Source organism: Microbacterium sp. K35 (assembly GCF_004794375.1).
GTDB classification, from domain to species: domain Bacteria; phylum Actinomycetota; class Actinomycetes; order Actinomycetales; family Microbacteriaceae; genus Microbacterium; species Microbacterium sufflavum.
The window spans coordinates 1-2905 of record NZ_SSDM01000126.1; the positions used below are offsets into that span (position 1 = coordinate 1).

The window sequence follows — 2905 nt, forward strand, 5'->3', positions numbered from 1 at the left end:
TCGACCTGATCGAACGGCTCAGTGGCGAGCCCCTCGATCAGGTCGAGCAGCTCGCCGGCGCGGTTGCCGGGCAGAGTCGCCATGTGCACGATCATCGCGGTCAGCGGATCCGCGGGCGCCGCCCCTCCCCCGACGGCGGCACGGGCAGCCGGAAGGTCGACCAGCGCGAAGGGCTCCCCCGCGCTGAGCCCGCCGAGGACCAGGCGGCGCACCGCCACGCGCGGGTGACGAGCGAGGTCCCAGGCGAGCCGGGCGCCCAGCGAGTAGCCGACCAGATCGATCTCGTCCGGTCCGATCGTCTCGGCGAGCGCGTCGAGCACGGCCGAGGTCGGGACCACGCCGAGCGCCTCCGCCTCACCGTGCGCCGGGAGGTCGATCACGACGCGCGGGCGGTCGCCGAGCACCCCCGTCCACTCCGTCTCCGGCCAGTCCTGGGAGCCGCGCGAGGCGAGGCCGTGCAGGAACACCACGGGTCGAGCTGTCTGTGCGGTCATGCGGCGCCTCCCTGTGCGGACCGGCGCCCCGCGATCAGCGCAGCCGCGCCAGGAACCGGTCGATGTAGCTCTCGTAGTCGGCGATGCGGTCGCCGTCCGGATACATGAGGTTGATGACGGTCGCGCCCACCGCCGCCGAGATGAACTCGTCCGCGAGCGGGCCGTAGTCCTGGCCGCGGATCGACCCCTCGTCCCGGGCCGCCTCCATCCGCTCGATCAGCGAGCGCCGCCACGACGCCAGGTGCCCGCGATACAGCTCCGCGAGCGCCTCGTTCGCCATCGCGTACTCCCACAGCGCCAGCAGCACCCGCCCCGCGGCGATCTGCTCCCGATCGCGCGGGATGGTCGCCTGCAGGAAGCCCCGCAGCGCATCGTCCGCCGCGACCGGCTCCTCGCCCGCCGCCTGCACGCCCTCCGACATCTGCTGCAGGATCGTCTCGAACGTCGCAGCGACGATGCTCTCCTTGCCGGGGAAGTAGTGCTTCAGAGCCCCGTTCGCGAACCCCGCCTCCGCGGCGATGCTGCGCATCGTCGCGGCCTCGAAGCCGCCCTTCAGGATGATGCTCTTGGCCACCTCGACGATGTCCCGTCGCCGCTGGTCGTGGTCGATGATCTTCGGCATGGCGTCCTTCCGGCCGGGTCCGGGTGAGTGCGAGTTCCGGCCTGGAGCTACCGTACCGCCGCATCGGGCACCTCCCGCAGAGCGAGCCACTGCGCCCGGCGCTCCCGCTGCGCGACCGGGTCGGCCACGGGCGAGGCGAGGCGCAGCCGCTCGGAGTAGGGGTGCCGCGGGGCGCGGGTGACCTGCTCGCCCTCGCCCACCTCCACCAGCTCGCCGCGGTACATCACGGCCACCCGGTGGCACACGCGCCGCACGACGCCGAGGTCGTGCGACACGAACAGGTACGCCACGCCGGTGTCGCGCTGCAGCTCGATGAACAGGTCGAGGATGGTGGCCTGCGTGGTGAGGTCGAGCGCGCTCACGGGCTCGTCGCACACGATCAGCCGCGGTCCGCGCACCAGGGCGCGGGCGATCGCGACGCGCTGCCGCTGACCGCCGGAGAACTCGCTCGGGTAGCGGTCCATGCTGGCCGAGGGCAGCCGCACCCGGTCGAGCATCTCGCACACCTTCGCCTCGGCGGCCTTCGCGCCGAGGCCGGTCGTGAGCAGCGGCTCGGTGAGGATGTCGCCGATCGTGAGGGCGGGGTTGAGCGAACCGTACGGGTCCTGGAACACGACCTGCACGTCGTCGGCGAGCGCGCGGCGGGCACGACCGCCCAGGCGGCTGATCTCGCGGCCGTCGAAGCGGATGCTCCCCTCGGTCACCGGGGCCAGGCCGAGGATGGCCTTGCCGAGCGTGGACTTGCCCGACCCGGACTCGCCCACGAGCCCGAGGCACTCCCCCGGCGCGATGTCGAGCGAGACCCCGTGCAGCGCGCGGAACGCGGTGCGCCCGCGCCCGTACTCCACCACCAGGTCGCTCACCTCGAGCAGCGGGCGGGTCGCGGTGTCGGTCGCGGCGGTCATGCGGGCACCTCCGTACGGTGGCGGTCGAGCTCGGCGCGGCCGGCGGCGTCGTCGAGCGAGGCGGCGATCAGCTCGCGCGTGTAGGGCTCCGCGGGCGCGGCGAACAGGTCGTCGACCGGTCCGGACTCCACGATGTCGCCGCCGCGCATCACGATCACGCGGTCGCAGATGTCGGCGACGACGCCGAAGTTGTGCGTGACGATCAGCAGCGCCATGCCGTACTCGGCCTGCAGCTCGCGCAGCAGCTCGAGCACCTCGGCCTGCACGGTCACGTCGAGCGCCGTGGTGGGCTCATCGGCCACGAGCAGTGAGGGCCGCCCGGCGATCGCGCCCGCGATGAGCACGCGCTGCGCCATGCCGCCGGACACCTGATGCGGGTAGCTGCGCATGACCCGGTCGGGGTCGGTGAGGCCGACCCGCACGAGCACGGCGCGCGCCCGCTCGGTCGCGGCCGCGCGGCTGAGTCCGTGCACGCGGCGCAGCGGCTCGACCAGCTGGTGCCCGATCGTGTACGAGGGGTCGAGGTTGCTCATGGGCTCCTGCGGCACGTAGCCGATCGTGCGCCCGAGCAGTGCGTGCCGCTGGGCGGGCGTCGCCGCGGTCACGTCGGTGCCGCCCACCCAGATCGCGTCGGCGGTGGCGCGGCCGGTGGAGGGCAGCAGATCGAGCACCGAGAACACCGTCTGCGACTTGCCCGATCCGGACTCGCCCACGATGCCGACGACCTCGCCGGGGGCCACGTCGAGGGTGACCCCGTGGACGACCTCGGTCTCGCCGTTCGGCGTGGCGTGCACGACGCGCAGGTTCTCGACGCGCAGCGCCGACGAGGCGGCCTCGTGCTGCGCGGCCCCGGTCGGGGCGGGGGCGTCGGCGGCGGCCGCGAG

General features: G+C 73.7%; 4 protein-coding genes. All 4 read right to left on the reverse strand.

The genetic code is table 11. The features are described from left to right. The coding region (locus DW299_RS03815) for an alpha/beta fold hydrolase (RefSeq protein WP_136035760.1) at positions 1–494 on the reverse strand (494 nt) is incomplete at its 3' end. A 34-nt stretch (positions 495–528) separates the two neighbouring features. Further along, entirely contained in the window at positions 529–1116 is a 588-nt protein-coding gene (locus DW299_RS03820; protein ID WP_136035762.1) for a TetR/AcrR family transcriptional regulator, read from the reverse strand. 47 nt (positions 1117–1163) lie between these two features. Further along, positions 1164–2021 carry an ATP-binding cassette domain-containing protein gene (locus DW299_RS03825; protein ID WP_136035763.1) on the reverse strand — a complete coding sequence of 286 codons (858 nt, stop codon included), beginning with the start codon at positions 2019–2021 and terminating at the stop codon, positions 1164–1166. Beyond that, positions 2018–2905 (reverse strand): ABC transporter ATP-binding protein (locus DW299_RS03830; protein ID WP_136035765.1); only part of this gene is annotated, 888 nt, incomplete at its 5' end. The genes DW299_RS03830 and DW299_RS03825, both read right to left, overlap by 4 nt.